Below are 25,643 nucleotides of genomic sequence, written 5' to 3'. Positions count from 1 at the left end.
CCTGGTGTCCGCTTGCCGAGCGCCGTGGGCCGGTACCGGTGCATGATGGCGATTCAGGCCCGCACCTCGCTGGTGTACCGCGCCAACTACCTCGTGAACGTGGTTGCGGTGATCTTCCAGGTGTACCTGTTGCGGATCCTCTGGACCGCCGTCTATCAGGGCCGTCCCGAGGTCGCCGGGGTCAGCCTCGGCATCATGATCACGTACGCCACCTTCGCCAACGTGCAGACCTGGGTCACCTCTCCGTGGGAGTTCTCGCTGATACCGCCGCGTGTGCGGGAGGGGCAGATCGCCGGGGACCTCACCCGGCCGATCGGCTTCACCACGCAGATCCATGCGCGTCAGGTCGGTCGGGCGCTCGCCACCGCCCCGTTCGTGGCCGCGACGCTGCCGCTGGCCGTGCTGGTCGGCGGGGGACGGGCACCGGCGGGCCTCGCGGCCGCGTTCGGCTACGCGCTGAGCATGGTGCTGGCCTATCTCGTCAGCGCCATGCTCTCCGTCCTGGTCGGCATGATCGCGTTCTGGACGATGGAGACGACCGGCATCTTCGTCATCTACCGCGTCGTCTTCATGTTCTTCTCCGGCGCGCTCGTCCCGCTGTGGTTCATGCCGGACGCGCTGCGCCTGGTCGCCGAGGCACTGCCGTTCCAGGCGGTGACGTACGCACCACTGGCCATCTATCTCGGCCACGCCACTGCCGCCGACGTGCCCGGCGTCCTCGCCCTGCAGGCGTTCTGGGTCGTTCTGCTGTGGCTCGGCGGTCGGCTGGTCTGGTCGCGGGCGGTCCACCGCGTCGTCATTCAGGGTGGTTGACTCCCAGGAGGTGTCGATGTCTCCCGTACGCGCGTGGTGGATGCTGACCCGAGCCGCGGTCCGGGCGCAGGCCCAGTACCGGGTCAACGTCGTCGTCACCATTTTGGCCGGCATCGTCTACCAGGGCGTCGGGCTCGCGTCCATCGCGGTGGTGCTCCACCGGTTCGGTGACCTGGGCACGTGGAGCGTCGCCGAGGTGACGTTCCTGTACGCGCTCCGGCTCACCGCGCACGGCATGTGGGTGGCGCCGTTCAACCAACTGCTGTCGATCGACGAGATCGTGCGCGAGGGACACTTCGATCGCTTCCTGGTACGGCCGGGCAACCCGTTGCTGTACTTCCTGACCTACCGGGTGTCGCTGATGCCGACCGGCGACCTGCTCGGCGGCCTGGTGCTGCTGGCCGCCGCGTCAGCGGTAACGCCGATCGACTGGTCGGTGGCCGCCGTGGCGTATGTCGTGCTCGCCGTGCTCGGCGGCGCCTGCGTGGAATTCGGCATCCAACTCGGCCTGGGCGCCCTGACCTTTCGCACCCTCTCGACGCAGGCGCTGCGGTCGACAATTGACACCGTCTTCAACACCTTCGGCGGGTACCCGATGCACATCTTCTCGGGCACGGCGCAGTTCGTGTCGACCTTCGTGTTGCCGCTCGCGTTCGTGGCCTATCTGCCGGGCACGGTGCTGATGAACCGCACCGGCGAGCTGCGCGTGCCCGGATGGCTAGCGGCGGGCTCGCCGCTGGTGGGCTGTCTGCTGCTCGCGGGTGCGTACACGATCTGGGTCCGGGAGCTTCGGCGGTACCAGAGCAGCGGACACTGAGGGATCAGCGGCGGCCGCCGCGCAGCGGCCGCAGCAGGTCGGACATCCGGGTGGTCGCTTCCAGGTTCTCCGCGCTCTCCAGCGGGATCCGGAACACCCGGCGGTTCAGCGTGAGCGCGACCTGGACGCCGACGAGCGCAGGGAACGCACCGATCGCCCTCGCCAACAGTCGGAACGGCAGCGGGCCGGGCAGCTCGGGCCGGATCTCCCGGGCCAGAGCGAGATACGTGCGCGCCTTGCCGTAGCGGTGCTCCGCGATGCACACCCGAGCGGCGATCCAGACCAGGAAGTTGACTGCGAACTCCTCGATGGGCCCGTCCATTCGGCCGTGGGTGCGGGCGACATCGAGCATCTTCAGCACCGACGTGAAGTACTGCTCGTTGTCGAACCGCATCTGCTGGGTGGCCCGCTCGCCCGGGTGGTTGCGGTAGATCACCCCGACCATCTCGAGCGGTGCGGACTTCGCGCCGGCCAGCGCGTGCCGGGCGGACAGCTCGATGTCCTCCATGCAGCGCAGACTCTCGTCCCAGGTGCCGAACTGATCCAGCGTCGACCGACGGTACAGCGGCTGGGACGTCTCCAGGGACGGCACACCGGTGCCGGGCAGGACAAGCGAGTAGACCCAGTCGTGCATGCCCTCGACGCTGCGTTTCAGCTCGTCCTCGGGAAACGCCGGCTCATCGGTGAACTCGTACTCGTCGGGGTAGTGCACGGCGGTGAAGACGAGGTCGAGGCCGGGCTCGGCGCGGAACCTCTCCAGCGACCGCTCGATCTTCGTTGGCATGAGAACGTTGTCGGCGTCCAGGAACTGGATGAACTCGCCCTGTGCCCGGCCCAGTGCCACGTTGCGGGCGTGACAGGCTCCGCCGTTGGGAATGGACGTCACGTCGATCCGGTCGCCGAACTCCGCCAGTACGGCCATGCTGTCGTCGGTCGAGCCGTCGTCGACCACGATGACCTCGACCCTCGGATGGGTCTGGCGCAGGGCGCTGCTCACGGCGTGGCGCACCCACCTGCCGGCGTTGTAGCAGGGCACGATGACGCTCACCAACGGGGTGTCGACGGACATGCTCGCCTCCTTGCGCGGGAAAATCCTGATCACGGGAACGTGCGGGCCGCCCCGGGGTGGCCGGGTCGACCCCCGGTGCTGCCGCCGCTCAGCGATGCGGTGCGAACGCCGCGATGCCGTTCGGGGTGCCGAGGCCGGTCGGCCCGTCCCATCCGCGAACCGCCGTGCAGAGTCGGGTCTCGGCGCAGTCGCCGGTGCTGCCGCTCACCACGTCGAAGAGGCCGGCGCGCGCCCGGTACGGGTAGCTGTTCGCGGTTCTGGCATGGCCGGCCGCCCCGGCAAGCGCGTAGACGCCCGCGATGAAGGGCGCGCCGGCGCTCGTGCCGCCGTCGGTACCCCAGCCGGTGTCGCCGTACGTCTGATAGACCGCCACGCCCGCGTCCGGGTCGCCGATCGCCGCCACGTCGGCGGTGGCCCGGCTTGCGCACGGTGTGCGTCCATGCTGGAACGACGGCCGGGCCAGGTACGCCGAGCAGCCGCTACCACTGCCCGGCCAGGCACTCTCCGTCCAGCCGCGTGGTGTGTGCGAGCGCACCAGGGTGGTACCGCCGACGGCTGTGACCCTGGGCGAGGATGCCGGATAGACGGGGCCGGCGACGTAGCCGCTGTCGCCGCTGGCCGCGGTGAACACGACCCCGGGATGGTCGAACACCTGCTTGTCGATCACCGCCTCGAGCGGCTCCTCGGCGGTGCCCCAGCTCATCGACACGTAAGGCGCGCCCAGCCCGACCGCGGTGCCGACCGCCGTGATCAGGTTCATTGACGCGTCGTCGGCCTCGACGAGCAGGATGCGGCAGGTGGGGCACGCGGCGGAGACCATGGCGAGGTCGAGCGAGATCTCGCCGGCCCAGCCCGCGTCGGCGGCCGGCAGTGGTGCCGGCGCCCCCCGCTGGTTGACCTTGCGGAAGCAGCCGTTCGCCGAGGTGCAGGGCGGCAGACCGAAGGTCGCGCGGTAGACCGCTAGGTCGGACTCGGCGTTCGGGTTGTCGTAGGCGGCGACGATCGCGATCGTCGCGTCGGTCGACGAGCGCGGCAGCCGGTATGCCGAGCGCAGATCGGCCGGGCCGAATCCGGCCGGCTTGCCGCCGGAACGCAGCGTTGCCGATGCGGCGCGCCGGTGGCCGAAGCAGCGGAAGTCGGTGGGGTCGGTGGGTGTCGCGCAGCCCAGCCGCCCACCGCTCGGCGCGACGCCGGTGGGATCCGCGACTCCGGTGGGAACCGCGACGACCGGGACCGCCGTGGCCGCCAGCATCGCGGTCACCGAGCCGAGCACCACCGCGGTCCGCAGAGATCTGTGCACGTGGCCTCCTTCGTCCGCCGGTGGAATCGCATGCATCGATGAGTGTGTAGGCGCGTTTCGGGCAGGCGCAACAGCCGGCACGGCGGCCGTGCCGGCGGCTGTCTCGCCGGCGAGACAGCCGTGCTCCGACCCCTTCATCGCCCTTGTCGCCCCGCTCGCGCGGTCGGTAGAAAAGGCAGCAGCCCCCCGAATCCGCCATCAGAGGAGAGCCTGATGAGCACGATGCTGGACGTGGTTTGCCCAGGGTGCGATGGCAAGGTCTCGGTTCGGTCGACGGTCGTGGTCACCGAGATCGTCGAGTGTGGAGAGTGCCGCGGCGAACTGGAGGTGATAGCCACCGCACCGGTGGTGCTCGCCCTGGCGCCGCAGGTGGAGGAGGACTGGGGCGAGTAGCGGCGGCCGGTCGGGAAGTGGATGCCATGTCCAGACTCGCCATGCTCGGCGGTGAGCCGGCGGTGCCGGCCGGGACGCCGGCGCCCGAGTGGCCGGTGGTGACCGAGGCCGAGCGCGCGGCGGTGGCCGAGGTGCTCCGTTCCGGCCGGTTCACCTGCGTCGCCGCCGGGGAGCAGGAGATACCGGCTCTGGAACGGGAGTGGGCCGGCCGGGTCGGCACCGCGCACTGCCTCGCCGTGGCCAACGGCACCGTGGCGCTGTCCCTCGCCCTCTGCGCGGCCGGTGTGGCGGCGGGCGACGAGGTCATCGTTCCGGCCCTCAGCTTCGTCGGCAGCGCTCTCGCGGTGGCGCACCTCGGCGCCGTGCCGGTCTTCGCCGACATCGATCCGGTCACCTTCAACCTCGCACCGGACGCGCTGGCGGCGGCGCGGTCGGCGAGGACCGCCGCCGTGCTGCCCGTGCACCTGCACGGTCTGCCCGCCGAGATGGACGAGATCTGTGCGTTCGCCGGGCGGCACGGCCTGGCCGTCGTGGAAGATGCCGCACAGTCGCACGGCGTCGCCTACCGCGGCCGGGTGACCGGCTCGATCGGCGCACTGGGAGCCTTCAGCCTCAACGCCTCCAAGAACCTGCCGACGTGTGGCGAGGGCGGTCTCGTCACCACCGATGACGACCGGCTGGCGGCACAGGTCGGCCGGATGCGGCAGTTCGGCGAGGACATCCCGGCCCGAGGCGAGCGGTCCTACCTATCCCGAAGCATCGGCTGGAACGCCAAACTCGGCGCGATCCAGGCCGCGTTCACCCGCCGCCAGCTCAGCCGGTTCGACGAGGTGAGCGGGGCGCGTGACCGTGCCGTCCGGCCGTTCCTGGACCAGGTGGGGGCGCTGCCGGGCTTCTCCGTGCCGGTCTGCCCCGAGGACCGCGAGCACGGGTGGCACATCCTGCGGTTCCGGGTGCGTGCCGAGGCGTTCGGCCTTTCCCACGAGTACGCACCGGCGCTGCGGGCCGCGGTGGCCCGAGTGCTGCGCGGTGAAGGCGTGCCGGTATCGCGGTACCAGTCCGTACCGCTGTCCGAGCAGCCGGTCTTCCGCGACGGCGGGGTCGCTTATCGGACTATGGACGTGGATGTGTGCCGGGCGGTCGTGGACGACTCGTTCGTCATCCAACGTGCCCAGCTCAATCCCGGCACGGGCGCGCTGCTGCGGCGATTCGCCGACGCGTTCGAGAAGCTGTGGGCCAACCGCGACGTGCTTGTGGCGATGGCCCGCTCGTCACGGACGGACACACCGACCCGCTCGCGCACACCGACCCGCTCGCGCACACCGACCGGCTCGGGTGCTGAGACCAACGAGGAGAGGGAGCCGGAATGATCGCGGCCACCGGGAAGATACTGCTGCTGTGGAGCGTGCCGCGGGCTCGCTCGACGGCCTTCTTCAGAATGATGCTCCAGCGCGGTGACGTCGTCGCTGTCCACGAGCCGTTCTCCACCCTTGCCGCGGACGGCGTCGCGGAGGTCGCCGGGCGCACGGTCCGCACCGAACGAGCGGTGATCGACACCCTGACCACCCTGCCGCCGCACCGACGCGTGTTCGTCAAGGACACCACCGACGAGGAGTACCCGCGAGTGCTGGCCGATCCGGAGTTCCTCCGGTCGCGGGCGCACAGCGCGTTTCTCATCCGGGACCCGGCCGAGACCATCGCGTCGTACTACGCGGTCAATCCGCGGGTGCGCCGCGACCAGATCGGCTTCGAGCACCTGGAGCGGCTGTTCCTGCGGGTGCGGGAGCTGACCGGCCGCACGCCGCTGGTGATCGACGCCGCCGACCTCGTAGCCGATCCGAGCGGCACGGCCGCACGCTATTGTGCGGACGCTGGCATCGCATTCCTGCCTGCGGCGATGTCCTGGCCCGCGGGGGACCGGCCGGAATGGCGCGCATCCGAGCGGTGGCACCGGGATGTCGCGCGCACCACCGGGTTCGAGAACCGCTCGCCGCGTCACGGCGTGGTGCTGGATGACGTCCCACACCTGCAGGCGTACCTCGACCATCACGCACCGGTCTACCAGCGGCTGCGCCGACAGTGCCAGACCGGGCCGACCGCATCGGCGCGTCGGCCGTGACCGGCGATACCGTCGCCGACGGGCCCCGCGTCGGCCTGCTCGCGGCCCGGATCCGGACCGAGGAACGGGACATCCTGACCGCCCTGCGCCGTCGCGGTGTCGAAGCCGTGCCCGTCGACACCGCCGCGCTCCACTTCCCCCTCGACCGCGCGCCCGCCCCGTGGTCGCTCGTGCTGAACCGGGAGATCAGCCTGACCCGGGCGGTGTACGCGGCCCGCTGCCTGGAGGCCTGGGGCGTCCTCGTGGTGAACACCGCGGCCACCGCCGCGACCTGTGGCGACAAGTGGCTCACCTCGCTCGCCCTGGACGATCGGAGCCTGCCCACGGCCCGCACGGCGCTCGCCCTCACGCCGGCAGCCGCGCTGGCGGCCCTGGACGAGATCGGCTACCCGGCGGTGATCAAGCCGCTGGTCGGGTCCTGGGGTCGGCTGGTCAGCCTGCTGCCGGACCGCGCCACCGCCGTCACGGTGCTGGACTACGTGGCCGCCCTGCCCGCACCGCTGGCCCGGCTGGTCTACGTGCAGCAGTTCATCGCCGACGCGAAACGGGACCTGCGCGTGGTCGTGGTCGGCGACCAGGCGCTCGGGGTGACCTGGCGGCAGGCGCAGGGCTGGCGGGCCAACGTGGCGACCGGCGCCACGAGCGTGCGCTGCGCCCTCACCAGCGAGGTGGCCGAGCTCTCCGTCGCGGCCGCGGAGGCGGTCGGCGCCGAGCTCGCCGGCGTCGACCTGATCGAGGACGCTGCGGGCGAGCTGCGGGTCATCGAGGTGAACCACCGCGTGGAGTTCGCCGGCTTCCAGGCCGCGCACGCGGACCGGGTGAACGTCGCCGAGTGCATCGCCGACCACCTGATGCGGCAGGTGGGGGCATGATCCGGGCAATGGTCGTCGGTGCGGCCGGCTACATCGGCGGCGAGCTGCTGCGGTTGCTGCTCGGTCACCCGGACGTCGAGGTCACCGCGGCCGTGTCGACCGGATCGGCCGGCCGGCGGGTGGACGGAGTGCATCCCAACCTGCGCGGCGTGACCGATCTGATCTTCGCCGGGGCGGCTGATCCGGGGCGCTGCGAGGTGCTGTTCTCCGCGTGGGGTCACCGCCGCGCCATGCGGGAACTGCCGGTCCTGCTCCGTGCGGGCACCACGGTGATCGACCTGTCGGGGGACTTCCGCCTCGCCGATCCGCTGCAGTACGCCCACTACTACGGGGAGCCGCAGCTACGCCCGGACCTGCTCGCCGAATTCGTCACCGGGCTGCCCGAGACACACCGCAAGCAACTGGTCGACGCGGCTCGGATCAGCGTGCCGGGCTGCATGGCGACGGCCGCGATACTCGCGCTCCGGCCGGTGCTGCGGGCCGGCCTGGTCACCGGCGAGGTCTGGGTCGACGCCCGCACCGGATCGAGCGGCTCGGGCCGGCTGCCGAGCGAGGCCAACGTGCACGCCGAACGTTCCGGGGCGATGCGAATCGTCGCGCCCTTCGGGCACCGGCACGAGGCGGAGATCGAACAGGCGGTCGACTGCCCGGTGCGGATGACCGTGACCGGGGTCGAGGCGGTGCGCGGAGTGCAGGTGGTGTGCAGGGCCGCGCTGGCCGACGGTGCCGACCTGCGAGCCGTGCGAGCCGCGTACCGCACCCGCTACGCCGACGAGCCGTTCGTCCGGGTGGTGGCCGAGCGGCGGGGGCTGCACCGGCTGCCGGAGCCGAAGCTGCTGATCGGTTCCAACTTCTGTGACGTCGGCTTCGCCGTCGACGAGCCGAGGCGTACCGGAATGTTCGTCGCGGCCCTGGACAACTTGGTCAAGGGCGGCGCCGGCAACGCGGTGCAGTGCATGAACATCCGCTTCGGGCTGCCGGAGAGGCGTGGGCTGGAGTTCACCGGTCTGCATCCGAACTGAGGGAGGGCCATGCCGGACATCGTGGTGGTCAAGTGCGCTGGTAACGGCACGGCGGACGTGGCCGCGATCTGCGCCGACGTCGGTGCCCTGACCGGGGCCGGCCGGCGGGTGGTGCTCGTACACGGCGGATCCGCCGACATCGCCCGGCTCGCGGCCCGGCTCGGGGTGCCACAGCGGCAACTGCTGGCACCGGACGGGTCGGTCGGCCGGTACACGGACGCGGCCACCCTGGAAGTGACCCTGCTCGCCCTGGCCGGGGCAGCGAAGCCACGCCTGCTGGTGGGCCTTCTGTGCGCTGGCGTGCCGGCGGTTGGCCTGACCGGCCTCGACGCGGGACTGCTGCGGGCCCGGCGGGTGGCGGCGCATCGGGCAGTCCTGGACGGACGCACAGTCGTGGTACGCGACGACCACTCCGGCCGGCTGGTCGGCGCGCGGCCCGAACTGCTCACTCATCTGCTGCACGCCGGCCATGTGCCGGTGGTGTCGCCGCCGGCCCTGGGCGAGGACGGCCGGCCGCTGAACGTGAACGCCGACCGGGCCGCCGCCGCCATCGCAGTGGCCCTGCGGGCCAGCGCCCTCGTGCTGCTCACCGGCGCGCCCGGGGTGCTCGCCGACGCGACCGACGAGAGGACGCTGCGCCGCGTCGTACCGGTCGGCGCGGGCCCGCTGCCACCGGGCGTCACCGGCGGGATGGCGGTGAAGCTGCTGGCCGCCCGCTCGGCGGTCGAGGCCGGGATCCCGTCGGTGCGGATAGCCGACGCCCGCGTCCCGGCGCCGGTCACCGCGGCCCTGGCCGATGCTGGCAGCCGGATCGTGCCGGCACCGGTCGCGGCGGCCCGATGAGCGCACTGGACCCCGTCGGGCTGCTGCGCCGGATGGTGGAGACGCCCTCGCCCTCGGGTGGCGAACGCGGCATCGCCCAGCTCCTGGTCGCCGAGATGACCGCGCGTCGCTTCTCGGCGCGGGTCGACGCGGTCGGCAACGCGGTGGGCGAGATCGGACCGCCGGGTGGCCCGACCGTGATGCTTGTCGGCCACCTCGACACCGAGGGCGCCACTCTTCCGGTGGCGGTGCGTGACGGCCGGCTGTACGGACGCGGCTCGGTCGACGCCAAGGGCGCGCTGGCAGCCATGGTCTGTGCGGCCGCGGCGAGCCGGTTTCCGGGCCGCCTGGTGGTGGTCGGCGCCGTCGAGGAGGAGATGCCCAGCTCCCGTGGGGCACACCATCTCGGGCGGACCCATCCGGCACCGGACGCGCTGCTGATCGGCGAGCCCAGCGGCTGGTCTTCCGTGGTGCTCGGCTACAAGGGCCGGACGGACTTCCGCTACCGGGTGCGGTGCGCGCCGGGCCATTCCACCCGGCCCACCCCTCGGGCCGCGGAACTCGCCGCCGCGGCATGGCGAACCTTCCAGGACGCGGTCGGCCCCCGGCTCAGCCACGCCGTCTTCGACCTGCCGGGCACCACGCTGCACGAGATCCGCGGCGATCTCGACGCCGCCGAGGCGGTGTTCAGCGTGCGCAGCCCACTCGGCTTCGCCCCGGACGACCTGCTCGCCGTGCTCCGCGACCGGTTGCCCGAGGGCGAGATCACGCTGGTGAGTTCGGTGCCGGCGTGCCGGGTCGGTCGCCGCGACCCAGTGGTACGCGCACTGAGCAGCGCCATCGACGGGCAGGGCGTACGGCCGACGTTGAAGGTCAAGACGGCCACCTCCGACATGAACACCCTCGCCGGCTACTGGTCGGTGCCGATGGCCTGCTACGGGCCGGGCGACAGCCGACTGGACCACAGTGCCGACGAGCATCTGCCGCTCGACGACTACCTGCGCGCCATCGCCGTGCTCGTCGACGCGCTCGACGGGCTCGGCGAGCGGCTCACCGTGGGAGACCGGCCGTGACCGCCGCGACGGAATTCGCCGCCGCCGCTCTGCGGGTACGGCGGCGAATCGTGGCGATGTGCGCGTCGCCGACCGGCGGCCATCTGGGCGGCTCGATGTCGCTCGTCGAGATCCTGCTCGTCCTGTACCGCGACGTCATGCTGGTCGACCCGGTCCGGCCCGCGCGGCCGGACCGGGACGTGTTGTTGCTCAGCAAGGGCCACGGGGCAATCGGGCTGTACGCGGTGCTGGCCGAGTGCGGCTTTCTGCCCGAGGCGCTGGTGGAGTCGTACGGGCTGCCCGGAAGCCGGTTGATGGCGCACCCCACCCCCGGTCTGCCCGGCATCGAGGCGCCCACCGGCGCGCTCGGCCACGGCCTGCCGCTGGGCGTCGGCGTCGCGCTCGGCCTGCGGCTGACTGGCTCGGCCCGACGCTGCTTCGTGATCCTCGGCGACGGGGAGCTGCAGGAGGGTTCGGTGTGGGAAGCGGCCATGGCCGCCGGCGGATACGGCCTGGACCGGCTGACCGCCGTCGTCGACCGCAACGGCCTGCAGATCACCGGAGCTACCGAATCGGTCGTGGGTCTGGAACCGCTGGCCGGCAAGTGGGAGAGCTTCGGCTGGCGGGTGGTCACGGCGGACGGGCACGATGCGACGAGCCTGCGCGGGGCGCTGGGCTCCACCACGCCGGGCCGTCCCACCGTGGTGCTTGCCGCCACAGTCAAGGGAAAGGGCCTGCCCTACGTGGAGAACAAGGTGCACAGTCACTTCGCGCGACTGCGTGGAGCGCAACTGCGGCGCGCCACCTCCACACTGGACCTGGCGGAACCGCGGGATCCGTCGTGACCGCCGTCGCGGACAGCCGGACGGCCCGGGAGGCGTGCGCTCACCAACTGGCCGACCTGATGCGCGCCGACGACCGGGTGGTCTGTCTCGACAGCGACACGGGGGCCTTCGCCCGGATCGACTTCGGCCCGGCCGCCGCGCGCTACCTCAACCTCGGCATAGCCGAGCAGAACATGATGGGAGTGGCCGCAGGGTTGGCCCGCACCGGGCTGATCCCGTTCGTGCACACGATGGCCACGTTCGCGGCCACCCGGGCGCTGGAGGCGGTGAAGGTGGACCTCGCGTACGCCGGCCTGCCGGTGCACATCGTGGCCTCCCACGCCGGCCTGTCCGCGGCGTCGCTGGGTCCCACGCACCACGCGCTGGAGGACATGGCGATCATGCGCATGCTGCCCGGCATGCACGTGGCGGTGCCGGCCGACGCGGACACCGCGCTCACCCTGCTACGTCAGGCACCGGCCCTCGACGGCCCGAGCTATCTGCGGCTCGGGCGCGACGCCACCCCGCCACTGCCCGGCGGGCAGGAGCCGGTGCGGTGGGGGAACTGCCGGACGCTGCGCCCGCTCGGCGGCGAGGTGCTCATCGTCGCGTGCGGCCCGTGGCCGGTGTCTGCGGCCCTCGCGGCGGCCGACACGCTGGCGGCGGCCGGCACCGGAGTGACGGTGCTCGACATGCACACGGTCAAACCGCTGGACACCGCGACCCTGAGCCGGGCCGCGCGGACTGCCAGGGCGGTGGTGAGCGTCGAGGAGCACTGGGTCAGCGGTGGGCTGGGCTCGGCGGTGGCCGAGTGGCTGAGCGCGACCGACCCGCGGCCGGTGCACCGGATCGGCGCACCGGACCGGTTCTTCACCCTGTGCGGCGACCACGCACACCTGCTGGAGCAGGCCGGCATCACGGCGGAGGCGGTGGTCGCCGCGGTCCGACCCATCCTGGTGACGTCAGCCCGGTAGCCGAGCCGCAGCCTGCGCACGCAACGCGACCGGGGTGCCGTAGCGGATTGTCTCCACCGCCGCCCGGCGGTAGTACCGGGCCACCGGTGCGGCGAGCGTGTAGCCGTACGCGCCGTGCAGCTGGACCCCCTCCGCGGTCACGTCCCGGGCGAGCTCCGACACCAGGGCGAGGGCCGCCGCGCTCCCGATGCCCCCGCCCGCGTCGTGCCTGACCGCCAGGGCGCGCACCAGGCGGCCCGCGGCGTGCAGGCGGGTCGCCAGTGCCGCGAGTCGGAACGACACATGCTGGAACGTCGCCACCGGGCGGCCGAACTGGCGGCGAGCCTTGGCATACCGCAGGGTCAGCTCGAACGCGTGCCCCGCCAGGCCCAGCAGGTACCCGCTCTGCCGCAGGTACAGGCGGTCCAGCAGGCACCAGTACGCGGGCGAACCGGCCGCGCACACCACGTGCTGCCGGGGCACCGCCGCGTCGGCGAAGCCGACTTCGGCAATCCCGAGTTCCCCGCGCGAGACGATCTGTACGCCGTCCGCGTCCCCGTCGACCACCACCAGCGCCGACCCGGCTGGCGTCGAGGCGAGCACCAGCAGCCGATCGGCCTGCTCAGCGCCGGCAACGGGCCCGGCGTCGCCGGTCAGCCGACCGTCGGCCAGCGTCGGCCGGTGGCCGCCGGCCGGCGGCGCGACCGCCACCGTCCGGGTCAGGTCGCCCGCCGCCGGCCCGTCCTGCTCCGCGACGGCGAGCGTGGGCGCCAGCGGTCCGGCGATCAGCAGCCGGCCCAGCTCCTGCATCAGCACCACGGAGTCGGCCAGGCCGGCGGCGGAGCCACCGGCGGACCGGGGCAGGGTCAGGCCGGCCGTGCCGCTGTCGACAAGTGCCCGCCAGACCTCGTCCGGTCCGGGGCCGCCGTCGACCGGTCCGGTACGGATGGGATCGTCACCGGCGGCTCGCAGCGCGCCGGGGAAGGTGTACTCCACGAAGCGCCGGAGCCTCCGGCGCAGCCGGGCGTCGGGGTCGTCGAGCGGTTCGGCGGCTGCGTCGGGAGTCTGTACCCGCAGGTGGCCGCCCGCGATCGCGTACAGCATGATCTCGGAGGTGCCCGCGGAGAGGGTGAGGCCGGGCGCCTCGCCCAGCAACGAACCGGCGCCCGGCAGGCCCACATCGAGGGCGAGTCGAGCCAATGGCCGGCCGACCTCGGTGTTGTACCACTTCGACATGGCCGCGCCCACGCCGTCGAGGCGCCCCTGCGCCTGTTTGCCGATCATCTCCCAGGCAAGCTCCCCGCCGGCCGAGACCTCGCTCTCGAGCGCGGCGAGCGCCTGCGCCACGCCAGGGTCGGAGCCCGCGCCGCCGGCCCGGGCGTGCGCCGCGATGTCGTCGAGCCAGCGGCGCACCTTGAGGTGGGCCTCCAGGCCGGTACGCTCCATCGACAGCGCCTCATTGAGCAGCGGCCAGCCCTCGTCGACCGCGCCGATCACGTTCTCGGCGGGCACCTCGACGCCGTCCAGCGTCACCCGGCTGAACGGGTTCGCCGAGAGGCACGGCGTGGTGTGCACGGTCACGCCGGACGCGTCCAGCGGCATCCAGAACAGCGTGATCCCGTCGTGCGGCGTGTCCCCAGGATCTGCGGTGCGCGCCGCGACCACGCCATACCCGGCGTGCTCGGTCGCCTGGCTGTACACCTTGGTTCCGGAGAGCCGGAAGCCGCCCGGCACCGCCTCGGCGCGGCAGCTCAGCGACGCGAGGTCGGACCCGGTCGACGGCTCGCTGTACAGGGTGCACGCGGTGAGCTCGCCGCGAGCCAGGCGCGGCAGGAAAGCCGCGCGGACGGCCTCGCTGGCGGCCGCCAGCAGCAGGTTGCCCACGTAGCAGATGGACACCACGAACAGCAGGTCGGGCACACCGTGACGGACCAGTTCGCGGTGTACCAACGCCGTCTCGACGGGCCCCCGGCCGGCGCCGCCGTACCGCGTCGGCCAGCCCGCGGCGAGCCAGCCCCGCCGGCCGAGCAGGCGGTGCACCAGGTGCAGCGGCTCCCCGGCGCCCGGGCCGGCGCCCTCGGCCGCCGCGACAGCCGCGGCCATTTCCGCGGTGGCGAAGAACTCGCGCAGCTCGTGCTCGAACAGCCGCTGCTCGTCGCGCAGGGCGATCACGGCGCCTCCCCGGACACCAGACGTTCCACCTCGTCGTCGTCCAGCGCCGCCAGCCTCGCGAACAGCAGTTCTTCGATGTGGTCGCCGATCCGTGCGACGGTGCGCAGCTCGAAGAACTGCTCGACGGTCAGCGGAACGTCGAAGGCTTCCCGGATCCGCGTGGTGAGCTGCGTCGCGAGCAACGAGTGGCCGCCCAGCGCGAGAAACTCGTCGTGCAGCCCGATCGGCTGCGCACCGAGCATCTCGGTCCAGAGGCCGAGCAGCACGCGTTCAACCTCGGTGACGGCGGGATCGCCGTCCGGGTCGGCCGGCGCCTGGGCGGGGGCCTCGCTGTCGGCGGCGCGGTGGCCGCCGAGGCCGGGGCCCCCGTCGATCCACAGCCGGCGGCGCTGGAACGGATAGCCGGGCAGCGGCACCCGCCGACGTCCGGGGCCGTCGTGGTAGGCGGACCAGTCGATGTCGACACCGGCGGCCCAGAGTCCGCCGGCCGCGTCGGGTACGGCCGCACCGGAGAGCCCGCCGGGACCGGTGGCCGGCAGGGTGCTGATCAGCACCGGTCGGTCCGCCCCGGGCGGGACGGCCGGACCAGCCAGCCCGGATCCGGGCCCCACCTCCAGCAGCACCCGCGGACCATCGGCCAGCAGATTCCGCACCCCGTCGGCGAAGCGCACCGTGCCGCGCAGGTGGGCGGCCCAGTACTGAGGGCTGGTCGCCTCGTCGGCCGTGATCCAGCGGCCGGTCACGTTGGACAGGTAGGGGATCCGCGGCGCGTTTCGCCGCACGCCCGCCACCACCGCCTCGAACGTGGCCAGCACCGGATCGAGCAGCCAGGAGTGGAAGGCGTGCGAGACGAACAGGCGTCGGGCCGGAACACCCCGGGCGGCCGCCTGCTCCGCCACGGCTGTGATCGCGCTGGTCGTTCCGGAAAGCACGGTGAGGCGGGGTCCGTTGATCGCCGCCACCGAGAGCTCGGCGGCGACGCCGGGCCGGCCGATGCCGTCGATCAGCTCGGCCAGTTCGTCCTCGGAGCAGCCGGTGCTCAGCATCGCGGCGTCCGGCATGCCGCTCACCAGCCGGCCGCGAGCGGTGACCACCGTCAGCGCGTCCTCCAGCGAGAAGACCCCGGCCACGCAGGCGGCGACGTACTCACCGACGCTGTGGCCGATCATCGCCGCAGGCCGTACGCCCCAGGCCGCCCAGAGCTCGGTCAGCGCGAACTCGACGACGAAGAGCGCGGGCTGGGCGAGCGCGGTGTCGCGCAGGTCCGGCGCGCCCGGGTCGTCCAGCAGCGCGGCGCGCAGGCCGCAGCCGAGCGTGGCCGGGACGAGTCGCAGGCAGCGGTCGACTGCGGCCCGGAAGACCGGCTCGTCGCGGTACAGCACCGCGGCCATTCCCCGGCGCTGGGAACCCTGCCCGGGGAAGAGGAAGGTGACCTCCCGACCGCCGACGGTGCCGTCGCCCGTGGCCGGCCGGGCCTTGAGCGCGGCGCACAGCTCGGTCGCGTCCGCACCGCTCACCGCCCGCCGGTAGCGGTGCACCCGGCGGCCCACCTGGGTGGTGTAGGCGACGTCGGCGAGCGGCGTTTCCGGCTCCTTGCTCAGGTGGCGGGCGAGCGCGTCGCTCAGCTCGGTCAGTGCCGCCGGGCTCGTCGCCGACAGGGTCAGCACGTGCCGGGTGCGGCCGGGGACGGGCGGCGGCGGCGCCGGTGGCTCCTGCAGGATCACGTGGGCGTTCGTGCCGCCCATGCCGAACGAGCTGACCCCGGCCCGGCGCGGGCCGTCGCCGGCCGGCCAGTCGCGAACGGCGGCGTTCACCACGAAGCCGGCCTCGCTGAGCCGGCTGCGCGGGTTCGGCGCCCGGAAGTGCAGCGTCGGCGGCAGCACGCCGTGCCGCAGCGCCAGGGCCGTCTTGATGACGCCGACGACCCCGGCCGCCACGTCCAGGTGGCCGATGTTCGACTTCACCGAGCCGATCATGCAGCTCGCGGACGTCCCATCCCGGCCGAGGGCCTCGGCCAGGGCCGCCACCTCGATCGGGTCACCGAGCGCCGTGCCGGTGCCGTGCGCCTCGACGTACCCGATGCTGTGCGGGCTGACGCCGGCCGCGTCCACGGCTTCGGCGACCACCTCGGCCTGGCCCTGTGCGCTCGGCGCGGTGTACCCGGCCTTCCGGCTGCCGTCGTTGTTCACCGCCGAGCCGAGGAGCAGCGCGTGCACGGTGTCCCCGTCGGCGAGCGCGTCGGCCAGGCGCTTGAGAACCACGATGCCGGCACCGTTGCCGGGAACGGTGCCGGCGGCCGCGGCGTCCAGCGGCCGGCAGTGCCCGTCCGGGGACATGATGCCCTGCTCCTCGAACCGGTACCCGGCCAACTGCGGCAGGCTGAGCGCGACCCCGCCGGCCAGAGCCAGGTCGCACTGACGGGAGAGCAGCGAGTCCACGGCGAGGTGCACGGCGACCAGCGAGGTGGAGCAGGCGGTCTGCACGGTCACGGCCGGGCCGCGCAGGTTGAGCTTGTGCGCCACCCGGGTGGTCAGATGGTCCTTGTCGTTGGCGAGCAACAGGCGGTACCCGCCGACGGTGCGGACCAGCTCCGGGTGCGCCAGCAGGCCCAGCAGGTACATGCTGATCGCCGACCCGCCGAAGACGCCGATCTGGCCGTCGTACCGCTCGGGGTCGTACCCGGCGTCCTCGAGCGCGTGCCAGGCACATTCCAGGAACAGCCGCTGCTGCGGGTCGAGGATCTCCGCGTCCCGCACGCTGTAGCCGAAGAACTCCGCGTCGAACAGCTCGACACCCTCGACGATGGCGCGGGCGGGCACGTACGCCGGGTCGGCGTACTCCTGCTCGGGCACTGCCGCCGCGGCGAGCTGTTCCGGAGTGAAGAAGGTGACGCTCTCGACGCCGTCGCACAGGTTGCGCCACAGCTGCGCGACCGAGGAGGCGCCCGGGAACCGACCGGCCATACCCACTATCGCGATGGCAGTCTCCGGTACCGGTACGTCGTCGGCGCCGGGGGATGATGTCATGGTTCGCGCCTTTCGCTCGTCGTGCCGCCGGTCGGTGGCCCCGTGACCGCGCGCCCCGTCCGGGCGGTCCGACGCTCGGCTCCCCGGTCGCGGGCGCGGCCCAGCGCGGCAGCTCCCGCCGGATCACGATCGAGCAGGCCGGCCAGGGTGCGCACGGTCGGGTACTGGAAGATGCTGATGACCTCGACGGGCAGCGCCTCCGCCCGCATCCGCTGGTGCAGGCGCAGCGCGAGCACCGAGTGACCACCCAGATCGAAGAAGTTGTCGTCGATGCCGATCCGGGCGACGCCGAGCAGCTCCGCGAAGATCGTCGCGAGGAGACGCTCGACCGGGGTGCGCGGGGCGACGTACGGGCCGGTCCGCACCGTCTCCGCGTCGGGCGGCGGCAATGCCCGGCGGTCCGTCTTGCCGCTGGTGGTCAGCGGGATGGCGGGGATCGCCACGAACGCCGACGGCACCATGTAGGCGGGAAGACGTCGGCGCAGGAAGTCGCGCAGCTCGCCGGCCGCAGGTGCGGCGTCGCCGGCGGCCACCACGTATCCGATGAGCCTGTCGCCGCCGGCCGGGTCGGGCCCGGCGACGACGACCGCCTCGGCGACCTGGGAGTGTTCACGCATCGCCGCCTCCACCTCGCCGGGTTCCACCCGGTGCCCGCGGATCTTCACCTGGAGGTCGGCCCGGCCGAGGTATTCCAGGTCGCCGTCGGCCAGGCGGCGAACCACGTCCCCGGTGCGGTAGCCGCGGCGGTCGCCGCCGAGCGGGTCGGCGACGAACCGTTCGGCGGTCAGCTCCGGCCGGTTCAGGTATCCCTGGCTCAGCGGGGGCCCGCCGAGCACGAGCTCACCCGGCACGCCGGGTGGCACCGGCCGCAGCCGGTGGTCGACCACGAGGACGCCCGCCCCGGCCAGGGGCCTGCCGATGCGGCTGCGGGCGATGCCCGTGTCGGCTCCGACGATGTCGCGCCAGGTCGTCCACACGGTGGCCTCCGTCGGGCCGTACATGTTGAAGACCTGCGGCACTTCGTCGCCGTACCGGGAGAACCAACCGGCCAACCGTCCGAACTCCAGCCGTTCGCCGCCGACGAAGACCATGCGCAGGGCGTCCAGCGCGGTACCGCCCGCGTCGGCGTCGGCGTCGGCGAGACCGTAGAAGGCGGTCGGTGTCTGGCAGAGGACGGTCACCCGCTGCTCGGCCAGGAGGCGACGCAACGCCGCGGGGGAGCGGCTCACCTCCCGCGGCACGATCACCAGCGTCCCGCCGTGCAGCAGCGCGCCGAACAGTTCCCAGACGGACACGTCGAAGGTGTAGGCGTGGAACATCGTCCACACGTCACCCGGGTCGAACCGGACCCGCTCACGGGCGGCGCGGAACAGCCAGGCCACGTTGCGATGCGCGACCGGCACGCCCTTGGGCCGGCCCGTCGAACCCGAGGTGTAGATCACGTAGGCCAGGTCCCCGGGTTCGGCCGGCTCGGTGGCGGCACCGTCGTCGGCCGGCTCGGTGGGGCCGGCCGGCTCGGTGATGTCGCCGTCGACGGCCAGGATCAGGGGACCGTCCGGGTACGCCGCCGCGTCCGGCGCCTGCCGGACGAGCAGGACCACAGGGCTCGTCTCGGCAAGGATGTAGCGCAGCCGCTCCGGCGGTTCGTCGGGATCGATCGGAACGTAGGCGCCGCCGGCGGTCAGCACGCCGAGAATGCCGGTCACCTGCTCCAGGCCGCGCTCGAGTTGCAGGGCGACCAGCGTGCCGCGGCGGACGCCGTGCCGCCGTAACCGCGTGGCCAGGGCGTCCACCCGCGACTTGAGCTCACCGTAGGTGACCCGGCGGGCCCCGTCGACGACCGCGGGTGCGTCGGGTGTGCGCGCGGCCTGAGCGGCGAAGGCGTCGTGCAGGCAGGCGACCGGCATCGGGGCGGCCGTGGGCGGATACCAGTCCGCCTCGATCGTCGCCCGTTGCCCGGCGTCGAGCAGGTCGAGGTCCCAGATCGTGCGGTCGGGGTCCGCCACGGCACCGGCCAGCAGCGACCGGTAGTGCCCGGCCAGCCGGACGGCGGTCGCCGGATCGAGGACGTCCGAGTTGTACTCGAGATGACACTCCAGCGCGTCGCCCGCCTCGACGACGCCGAGCGTCAGGTCGAACTTGGCGGTGCCGGTCAATCCGGACAGCGCGGTGACCGTGACGCCCGGCAGGTCCGGGGCGGCGAACGGGGCGTTGTGCAGCACGAACATCGCTTGGAACAGGGGATTGCGCAGGACCTCGCGGTCGGCGCCGACGGCCTCGACCACCTTCTCGAACGGCACGTCGCCGTGCCGCAGCCCGGCGGCCACCACCGTGCGTACCCGCCCCAGCAGTTGCCGGAACGTGGGTTCACCGGCCAGCGACGTGCGGATCGCGATCGTGTTCATGAGCAGGCCGACGAGGCGTTCGGTGGCCACGGACCCCCGGTTGGCCACCGGCGTGCCGACGACGACCTCCTCCTGACCGCCGAGGCGGGACAACAGCACGGCGTACGCGCCGAGCAGCACCATGAACAGGGTGGCCTGTTCCCGGCGGGCCAGCTGCCGCAGGGCCGCCGTCAGCGGAGACGGCACAGTGAACACATGCTCACCGCCGACGTACGTCGGCACGGCCGGATGGTCGCGATCGGTCGGCAGTTGTAGCGAGCTGGGCGCGCCACGCAGGTGCTCGGCCCAGTACCGGAGCCCTTCGGCGAACCGTTCCTCCGGCGGCCGGTCTCGCTGTTCGTGTGCGTAGTCGGTGTACCGCAACGGCAGCGCCGGCAGGGCCGCGGCCGCACCGGTAGCCTCGGCGACGTAGTGCGTGAGCATCTCGTCCAGCAGGATCCGCAACGACCAGCCGTCGGTGACGACATGGTGCATCACCAGCGCCAGGATGTGCCGCTCGGCGTCCAGGCGGGCCAGGTATGCGCGCATCAGCGGCGCGACCGTGAGGTCGAAGGGGCGCTCGACGCGGGCCCGCACCGCGGCGAGCGCGGCCTCCTCCCGCGCGGGCATGCCGGGCTGCGGGAACGACTCCGTCTCCAGCGGGACGGTGACGTCGTCCGTCACCACCTGTACCGGCCGCCCGTCGGGGCAGCGGATCGAGGTCCGCAGCGCCTCGTGCCGGCGAACCACCGCGGCGAGTGCGCGCTCCAGCCGGTCGGCGTCCAGCGGCCCGTCCAACCGCGCGGCGAACACCTCGTGGTACGCGCCGCGCCCGGGGTGCATCTGCTCCACCAGCCAGAGTCGCTCCTGCGGGTACGTGAGCGGCGCCGGACCCCGGTGCCGGACCGGGGCCGTCCGCTCCGCGCCGAAGCGCAGCCGGGCCCGCAGCAGCTCCTCGGCGAGCGCACGCCGGGACGTCACCGCCGGCGTCGGATCGGCCGGCATCAGGCGAGTCCTACGGCCCAGGCCGGGCTCTGCGCCCGGACGTGCGTCCGGGCAGCCTCGATGTCCAGCGACTGCTGCCGGTCGGCGTCCAGGAACGGGACGACCGACCGGAACTCGTCGTAGACCCGCTGGGAGGCCGGGCCCAGTCGCAGCTCCTTGTTGAGGTCCACGGCCTGCGCCGCGGTGGTCAGCTCGATGCCGAGGACGTACTCGCAGTTGTCGAGGATCTGCATGAGCTTGTACGCGCTGGTGCCGCCCATGCTGACGTGGTCCTCCTGCAGTTGGCAGGTGGGGATGGTGTCGACGCTGGCCGGGGTGCTGAGCACCTTGTTCTCGTTGACCAGGGCGGCCGAGGTGTACTGCGGGATCATCAGGCCCGAGTCCAGTCCCGGCACCGGAACCAGGTAGTCCGGCAGGTTGTGCTGACCGGACAACAGCTGGTAGGTGCGCCGTTCGGAGATGTTGGCCAGCTCGCTCATCGCGATGGCGAGGAAGTCCAGCGCGAACGCCGTGGACTCGCCGTGCAGGTTGCCGCCGAGGATCACCCGGTCGTGCTCGGGGAAGAACAGCGGATTGTCCGAGACGCTGTTGCATTCCCGTTCGACGATGGTGCGGGCGAAGCCGTACGTCTGACGCACCGCGCCGTGCACCTGCGGCACGCAACGGAACGAGTACGGGTCCTCCTTGGCGACGTTGCAGCCCGGCAGGGTGAAGTGGTTGCTGCCCTCGACCATGGTGCGCAGGTTCGCGGCCACCACGCCGCGCTCGGGGTGTCGCGAGGTGTCGTGCAGGATCTGCTCGTAGAACGTCTCGGAGCAGCTGAACGCCTGGAGGCTCAGGGCCGCCACGACGTCGGCGGTGCGCACGAGCCGGCCGGCGCGCACGATGCAGTCGGTGGCGATGGCGTTGATGTACTGCACGCCGTTGGTCAGCGCCAGGCCCTCCTTGGGACGCAGGGTGATCGGCTTCCAGCCGAGCTCGGCGAGCACCGGCGCCGCGTCGACGAGCTCGCCGTCGTGGTACACCCGGCCTAGACCGATGACGGGCAGCGCCAGATGGGCCAGGGGTGCCAGGTCGCCGCTGGCGCCCACCGAGCCCTTCTTCGGGATTGCGGGGATGACGCCGGTGTTCCAGAGGTCGAGCAGCCGCCCCACCACGTCGAGCGAGATGCCGCAGTAACCGGCCCGGAAGGTCAGCAGCTTGACCAGCATGGCCAGGCGGGAGATCAGCTCGGGCACCACCTCGCCGATGCCGCACGCGTGCGACACCAGATGCTTGTGCTGCAACGCCGACATGGCCGACGGGTCGATGCGGGTCTCGCAGAGGGAGCCGAATCCAGTGTTGACGCCGTAGATGTGCCGGTTCTGCAACTGGATCTTCTCGATGTATCGGGCGCCTTCGGCGATCTTCTCGACCACGTCCCCGGCGAGCACGAGCCGCGGCCGGGTCGTGGCGATCTCGTGCAGGTCCTCCAGGGTGTAGTCGGCGAACGTGATCTCAACTGTCTCGGTCGTCATGGCTCCCCTGGTTCTCGGTCGAGGGCTGGTGCTGGCGAACGAGTGTGGAAAGCTCGTCGGCAGTCATGTGGTCGAGCTCCCGCTCGATGGCGGCGAGTTGCGCGTCGTAGTCGATGTCACCGGCGGCGGCCTGCACGGCGGCCGCGGCTCCCGCCACGGTGGGTGCGTCCAGCAGCGCCTGCAGCCTGAGGTCGAGGCCGAGCTCGTCGCGTACCCGGTTGACCAGGCGGGCCGCCTGCAGCGAGTTGCCGCCGATGTCGAAGAAGTCGTCGTGCGCGCCGACCTGTTCGATGTCGAGCACCTCGGCGACCAGCGCCGCCAGGTTTCGTTCCAGGAACGTGCGCGGGGCGACGTGGTTGGCCCGCGTCGGCCCGGTGGGCGGTGCCGGCAAGGCGCCCCGGTCGATCTTTCCGCTGACGGTACGGGGCAGCGCCGGCAGCACGATCACCTCGGCCGGCACGAGGTGTGCCGGGACTCTGCGTCGCAGGTGGTCGCGGAGATTCGGCACCGGCGCCCCGTCGACAGTCGTCACGTACGCGACGAGCCGCTGCCCGCCGCCGGCCGTCAGCACCGCGGCGGCGCATTCGCGTACCTGCGGGTGGCCGACGACCGAGGCCTCGACCTCCTCCAGTTCGAGGCGGATGCCGTTGATCTTGACCTGGTTGTCCAGCCGCCCGGCGAACTCCAGAAGCGGCGTGTCGCCGTGCAGGCGGCCCAGGTCACCGGTCCGGTACATGACGCCCGGGCGATCCGGCAGCGGGCTCGGCACGAACCGGCGGGCGCTCTCCCGTGCGTCGCGGTGGTAACCGTCGGCCAGGTACGGGCTGAAGACGCAGATCTCGCCGATCGCGCCCGGCCGGCAGGGCGTGCCGGCCTCGTCGAGCACCACCAGATGCCGCCCGGGGATCGGGCGGCCGATCGGCACCACGGCACCCGGCGGCCCGGCCGCCGTCGCCGGCACCACGTGGAAGGTGGCGGCCACGACCTCGGTGGGTCCGTACATGTTGACGAGCCGGACATCATCGCCGAGGCGGCTGCGGACCCGATCGACCCGCTCCGCGTGCAGCGCCTCGCCGACGAACATGACGGTGCGCAGCTCCGGCAGGCCGGCGGCGCCGGCCGCGGCGAGGATCTCGTCGAAGAGCCGCGGGATGACCTGGAGCAACTGGACCCTGTCGCCGCCCAGCCAGGCGGCCAGGAGCGTCGGGTCGGCACTGACGCCGGGCGGCCGCAGGCAGAGCGTGGCGCCGTGGCAGAGCGCCCCGAATATCTCGCAGTAGGCGACGTCGAAGGTGAGGGAGGCGAGCTGACCCACCCGCAGTCCCGGTCCGATGTCGAACGCTTCGCTCTGCCAGGCCACGAACTGCGCCAGGTCCCGGTGGCGGTGCGGGATCCCCTTGGGACGCCCGGTGGAGCCCGAGGTGTACGCGATGTAGGACAACGTCTCCGGGTCGACCGGTCGTTGCCCGGGGTGGTCAGCCCGGCTGGCACGGATCAACTCGTCGAGCGCCAGGACCGGGACTGGGCCGGTGCGGTGCTCCGGGTCGTCGACGATCAGCAGGGCGGGCGCCAGGTCGGCCAGGATCTCGGCGTGCCGTGCCGGGGGCTGGCGCGGGTCCAGGCAGGCGAATGCCGCGCCGGCCTTGAGAATGCCGAGCAGCGCGGCGATGGCCGCCGGGTGGTTGTCCGCCATCAGGGCCACCGGTGTGCCGGCGGGTACGCCGTGGGCCACCAGGGCGTTGGCGATCCGGTCGCTCGCCGTGTCCAGCTCGCCGTAGCTGACCCGGCGGTCGCGGTGCACCAGGGCGTCCCGCTCGGGCTGCGCCGTGGCCCACCGGCGGAACCGTGCCACCAGGGTGGCATCGGGTCCCGGCCCGGCATGACCGGTCAGGGCGTCGAGGACCGCCGGCAGTGTGGGCCCGGCCGCCGAGGGAGCCCGGCGAAGCCACCGCGAGACCGGGGTGTCTGGCGACCGGCTGGCCCGCCGCAGCACGTCGAGCAGGTCGGCGGCGAACGCCGCGACGGTCTCCGGACGAAACAGGTCGCGGTCGTAGATCAGCATCGCGTCCATGCCGTCCGCCGTGGGCGTGAGGAACAACGACAGGTCGTTCTGCGCGGTTTCCGGATCGAGGCGCACGGGCCGCAGCCGCAGGCCGGCACCGAGGTCCAGTTCCGCGGCGGGCGTGTTCTGCAGGGCGAGGGCGACACGGAACGGCGCCGCCGCTGGCCCACGTCGGGTGCCGAGCCGCTCGGCGACGTACTGCAGCGGCAGGTCGGCGTGCGCGAACGCGTCGCCGGTGACGGCCCGGCCGCGCACCAGCAACTGCCGGAACGTGGGATCACCGGAGAGGTCGCCGCGAAGCACGACCACGTTGAGGAACGGACCGATCAACCGTTCGGCCGCGGCGTCCGGCCGGCCGGCGACGGGCGCGCCCACGACGACATCGGTGCGGCCGGTACGGCGGCTCAGCACCGTCTGCAGGGCGGCCAGGCACACCACGAACGTGGTGGTGGACTCCTGGTCGGCGACCGCGTGAAGCCGTGCGAGGTCGTCGGCAGCCACCCGGAAGCGGTGCGTTCCGCCGCGGAACCGGAGCCGGGCCGGCCGCGGGAGGTCCGGTGGCAGCGTCACCGGCTCGGTGTCGGCGAGCCCGGCCAGCGCCCCGCTCCAGTAGGCGAGATCGCCGGCGAAGCCGTCCGACGCCAGCCGTTCGCGCTGCGCAGCGGCGTAGTCGCGGTACTGGCCGCCCAGAGGTGGCAGGTCGGGATCCGCGCCGGTGGTATGGGCTCGATACAGGGCGCCGAACTCGGCCAGGAACACGCCGAACGACCACCCGTCGAAGATCGCGTGATGCGCCACCAGCACCAGGCGATACCGCGCCGGGGCGTCAGGACCGGCTGCCCTCCACAGCGCCGCCCGCACCATCGGCCCTGCCTCGTAACCGAACGGCGCGGCGGCCAGCCTCCGGGTGGCCGCGTCGAGGTCGTCGGCGGGGCAGTCGGAGACGACCAGCCTCGGACCCGCCTGCTCGACCGCGCCGAGGCACAGCGTGCCGTCGCGCACCGCGAAGCGGGTACGCAGGATCTCGTGTCGCCGGGCAATGGCGTGAACGGCGTGCTCGACGGCGGCTACGTCGAGCCCGCCGTCGATGTCGGCGGCGAACGCGAGATTGTGGACGGCGGTGCCCGGCAGCAGTTGGTCGATGTACCAGAAGCGTTCTTGTGTCAATCCTGCGGGAATGGCGCCGTGTGGCGCGGTGGAGGATTGCACCGAAAGTCACCTCCCGGTCGTTGGTCGGCGCCAGTCTAACGATTTCCGGCGGCCGGAAAGACATTGTTTGGCGGCGTTCCCGTGCTGTCCCGAAGGCTATGTCCCGCCGGCGGGACGACGTCGGGTTCAGGATCCCCATAAGATCTTGACGGGTTCGCGGGACCGGTTGAGACTCGTATCATCGTCATTTCCCGCGACTCTCGAAGGCGAAT

Annotated in this window: 18 protein-coding genes; 11 read left to right on the top strand and 7 right to left on the bottom strand. The window is 72.6% G+C overall.

Annotated features, from left to right (window positions below):
• Positions 1–45: 45 nt before the first annotated feature.
• Both ACGFIQ_RS27000 and ACGFIQ_RS26995 read left to right on the top strand, forming a co-directional pair.
• Positions 46–813 (top strand): ABC transporter permease, encoded by a 768-nt coding sequence (locus tag ACGFIQ_RS27000; RefSeq protein WP_393248211.1) that lies wholly within the window; start codon positions 46–48, stop codon positions 811–813.
• Between the two features lie 16 nt (positions 814–829).
• Complete coding sequence (locus tag ACGFIQ_RS26995) at positions 830–1,630, top strand: ABC transporter permease (protein WP_393248209.1); 801 nt, start codon at positions 830–832, stop codon at positions 1,628–1,630.
• 4 nt (positions 1,631–1,634) lie between these two features.
• Here ACGFIQ_RS26995 and ACGFIQ_RS26990 read toward each other — a convergent pair whose 3' ends face one another.
• Both ACGFIQ_RS26990 and ACGFIQ_RS26985 read right to left on the bottom strand, forming a co-directional pair.
• A complete protein-coding gene (locus tag ACGFIQ_RS26990; RefSeq protein WP_393248207.1) occupies positions 1,635–2,699 on the bottom strand; it encodes a glycosyltransferase family 2 protein in 1,065 nt (354 codons plus the stop codon).
• 88 nt (positions 2,700–2,787) lie between these two features.
• Positions 2,788–3,999, bottom strand: a complete 1,212-nt coding sequence (locus tag ACGFIQ_RS26985; protein ID WP_393248205.1) for a S8 family serine peptidase — start codon at positions 3,997–3,999, stop codon at positions 2,788–2,790.
• Between the two features lie 213 nt (positions 4,000–4,212).
• Here ACGFIQ_RS26985 and ACGFIQ_RS26980 point away from each other — a divergent pair, with 213 nt between their 5' ends.
• Genes ACGFIQ_RS26980 through ACGFIQ_RS26940 form a run of 9 tightly spaced genes read left to right on the top strand, consistent with a single transcriptional unit; the run spans position 4,213 to position 12,077 of the window.
• Positions 4,213–4,392: a lysine biosynthesis protein LysW gene (locus ACGFIQ_RS26980; RefSeq protein WP_393248203.1), complete on the top strand. Its 180-nt coding sequence runs from the start codon at positions 4,213–4,215 to the stop codon at positions 4,390–4,392.
• Positions 4,393–4,418: 26 nt separating this feature from the next.
• Positions 4,419–5,762 carry a DegT/DnrJ/EryC1/StrS family aminotransferase gene (locus tag ACGFIQ_RS26975; RefSeq protein WP_393248201.1) on the top strand — a complete coding sequence of 448 codons (1,344 nt, stop codon included), beginning with the start codon at positions 4,419–4,421 and terminating at the stop codon, positions 5,760–5,762.
• A complete protein-coding gene (locus tag ACGFIQ_RS26970; protein WP_393248199.1) occupies positions 5,759–6,511 on the top strand; it encodes a hypothetical protein in 753 nt (250 codons plus the stop codon). The genes ACGFIQ_RS26975 and ACGFIQ_RS26970 overlap by 4 nt, the downstream gene beginning before the upstream one ends.
• Positions 6,508–7,383, top strand: coding sequence for a RimK family alpha-L-glutamate ligase (locus ACGFIQ_RS26965; RefSeq protein WP_393248197.1), 876 nt, complete (start codon positions 6,508–6,510; stop codon positions 7,381–7,383). Before ACGFIQ_RS26970 ends, ACGFIQ_RS26965 begins: the two co-directional genes overlap by 4 nt.
• On the top strand, positions 7,380–8,405 hold the full coding sequence (gene argC / locus ACGFIQ_RS26960; RefSeq protein ID WP_393248195.1) for an N-acetyl-gamma-glutamyl-phosphate reductase: 1,026 nt from the start codon (positions 7,380–7,382) through the stop codon (positions 8,403–8,405). Before ACGFIQ_RS26965 ends, argC begins: the two co-directional genes overlap by 4 nt.
• 9 nt (positions 8,406–8,414) lie before the next feature.
• The gene (gene argB, locus ACGFIQ_RS26955) at positions 8,415–9,248 is read left to right on the top strand and encodes an acetylglutamate kinase (protein ID WP_393248194.1); all 834 of its coding nucleotides are present in this window, start codon (positions 8,415–8,417) and stop codon (positions 9,246–9,248) included.
• Positions 9,245–10,300 carry a M20/M25/M40 family metallo-hydrolase gene (locus ACGFIQ_RS26950; protein WP_393248192.1) on the top strand — a complete coding sequence of 352 codons (1,056 nt, stop codon included), beginning with the start codon at positions 9,245–9,247 and terminating at the stop codon, positions 10,298–10,300. Before argB ends, ACGFIQ_RS26950 begins: the two co-directional genes overlap by 4 nt.
• Positions 10,297–11,124 carry a transketolase gene (locus tag ACGFIQ_RS26945; RefSeq protein WP_393248190.1) on the top strand — a complete coding sequence of 276 codons (828 nt, stop codon included), beginning with the start codon at positions 10,297–10,299 and terminating at the stop codon, positions 11,122–11,124. Before ACGFIQ_RS26950 ends, ACGFIQ_RS26945 begins: the two co-directional genes overlap by 4 nt.
• Entirely contained in the window at positions 11,121–12,077 is a 957-nt protein-coding gene (locus ACGFIQ_RS26940; protein WP_393248188.1) for a transketolase family protein, read from the top strand. The genes ACGFIQ_RS26945 and ACGFIQ_RS26940 overlap by 4 nt, the downstream gene beginning before the upstream one ends.
• Here the strand turns inward: ACGFIQ_RS26940 and ACGFIQ_RS26935 are convergent.
• The 5 genes from ACGFIQ_RS26935 to ACGFIQ_RS26915 are packed head-to-tail and all read right to left on the bottom strand — an operon-like array spanning position 12,066 to position 25,431.
• Positions 12,066–14,228, bottom strand: a complete 2,163-nt coding sequence (locus tag ACGFIQ_RS26935) for an acyl-CoA dehydrogenase family protein (RefSeq protein ID WP_393248186.1) — start codon at positions 14,226–14,228, stop codon at positions 12,066–12,068. The two genes, ACGFIQ_RS26940 and ACGFIQ_RS26935, sit on opposite strands and share 12 nt — an antisense overlap.
• Positions 14,225–17,254 carry a type I polyketide synthase gene (locus ACGFIQ_RS26930; protein WP_393248184.1) on the bottom strand — a complete coding sequence of 1,010 codons (3,030 nt, stop codon included), beginning with the start codon at positions 17,252–17,254 and terminating at the stop codon, positions 14,225–14,227. The genes ACGFIQ_RS26935 and ACGFIQ_RS26930 overlap by 4 nt, the downstream gene beginning before the upstream one ends.
• Positions 17,251–20,643 carry an amino acid adenylation domain-containing protein gene (locus ACGFIQ_RS26925; protein WP_393248182.1) on the bottom strand — a complete coding sequence of 1,131 codons (3,393 nt, stop codon included), beginning with the start codon at positions 20,641–20,643 and terminating at the stop codon, positions 17,251–17,253. The genes ACGFIQ_RS26930 and ACGFIQ_RS26925 overlap by 4 nt, the downstream gene beginning before the upstream one ends.
• Positions 20,643–22,160, bottom strand: a complete 1,518-nt coding sequence (gene hutH, locus ACGFIQ_RS26920) for a histidine ammonia-lyase (RefSeq protein ID WP_393248180.1) — start codon at positions 22,158–22,160, stop codon at positions 20,643–20,645. Before hutH ends, ACGFIQ_RS26925 begins: the two co-directional genes overlap by 1 nt.
• Positions 22,141–25,431: an amino acid adenylation domain-containing protein gene (locus ACGFIQ_RS26915; protein WP_393248178.1), complete on the bottom strand. Its 3,291-nt coding sequence runs from the start codon at positions 25,429–25,431 to the stop codon at positions 22,141–22,143. The genes hutH and ACGFIQ_RS26915 overlap by 20 nt, the downstream gene beginning before the upstream one ends.
• Between the last annotated feature and the right edge of the window lie 212 nt (positions 25,432–25,643).

The sequence above is a fragment of the Micromonospora sp. NPDC048898 genome (assembly GCF_043198035.1).
GTDB lineage: Bacteria > Actinomycetota > Actinomycetes > Mycobacteriales > Micromonosporaceae > Micromonospora.
The sequence above is the reverse complement of the archived record's forward strand: the minus strand, read 5'-3'. Positions and strand labels throughout refer to the sequence as shown.